Source organism: Herbiconiux daphne (genome assembly GCF_024979295.1).
Classification (GTDB): domain Bacteria; phylum Actinomycetota; class Actinomycetes; order Actinomycetales; family Microbacteriaceae; genus Herbiconiux; species Herbiconiux daphnes.
Map to the genome: position 1 here is coordinate 1 of NZ_JANLCJ010000183.1, position 974 is coordinate 974.

Consider the following 974-nt stretch of genomic DNA (forward strand, 5'->3'; position numbering starts at 1 on the left):
ATAGCCATTTGCACGACGTTTAACCTGAACGTAAGTGATCACACCTTTGAAGATGTGAACACGCCATTCACGGCGCTGACCAGTGATCGCTTTGGTGTACAGCGGGTTCTGAGGCAGTACAGGAACACTGCCGTCTTCACCACGTTGATGAACAGTGATACCTTCACCAGAGTGTCCGGTGAGGGTTGCACGAGCATAAACCGTATCACCGGCTTCCAACCACTGTTGAGCGGCTGAACGTGTAGTAGTCCACGGAACAGTGCTTACGCCCCCTTGTTCCATACGGGTTAACGCAGTGACTTTATTGGCAGCATTATTCAGTGCCGATTGAGGGTTCAGCACTACTGCCTGACCGAACACTTGAGATGGAGCAGAACGGTTGCCATAGTTAACGATAACGTCAGTGCTACGACCACGGAAATTCGAGTTTTCAAACTTGATCATACGTGGAGCTACACGAGCATCACCTTGATACGCAGAAACTAACGCATCACGCAGGACTCGACAAGAGTCAGATGCAGCGTAAGGTAACACACCTAAACGAAGTGTCATCGTAATTTTTCCTTTATTTTCTGGATTTTACTAAGAGACGTCTGGATTTCTGATTCAAGTTCCCAATACGTCTCGAAGGAGTTCTTTTCGGTTAATTCACTAGGAGCGTCAAACAAGCCAAAGGCAAACATCCAATGCTGCCTTTGATTGTCTATGCAACGTTTGACTCGCGCTTGATGGTACGCTAAGTCAATATTAAGCTGGCTGACTTCCGCCGTTGTTGCCGACATTAATGCCATTCTCCTTGACGAAGTAAGCTAAGACCATATGAATTACCATCGGGAATGGAATCTCCACTGTGGCATTCATTTTCTTAGACAAACCATCGACTAAGAAACGTTGAGACGCACGAAGATTATCACACCCTAAATTAGACATAGGGATCTTACGAATAACAGCTACATCATCCAGTAGCAACTTTC

Annotated in this window: 3 protein-coding genes; all 3 read right to left on the minus strand. The window is 46.2% G+C overall.

The annotated features are described in order from the left end of the window. Positions 1 to 552, minus strand: a 552-nt coding sequence (locus N1032_RS23935) for a hypothetical protein (RefSeq protein WP_259542948.1), incomplete at its 3' end; no start/stop codon positions are given. Then, positions 549 to 782, minus strand: coding sequence for a hypothetical protein (locus tag N1032_RS23940; RefSeq protein WP_259542949.1), 234 nt, complete (start codon positions 780 to 782; stop codon positions 549 to 551). The genes N1032_RS23935 and N1032_RS23940, both read right to left, overlap by 4 nt. Continuing rightward, positions 748 to 974: DUF7195 family protein (locus N1032_RS23945; RefSeq protein ID WP_259542950.1), on the minus strand; the 227-nt coding region annotated here is incomplete at its 5' end. The genes N1032_RS23940 and N1032_RS23945, both read right to left, overlap by 35 nt.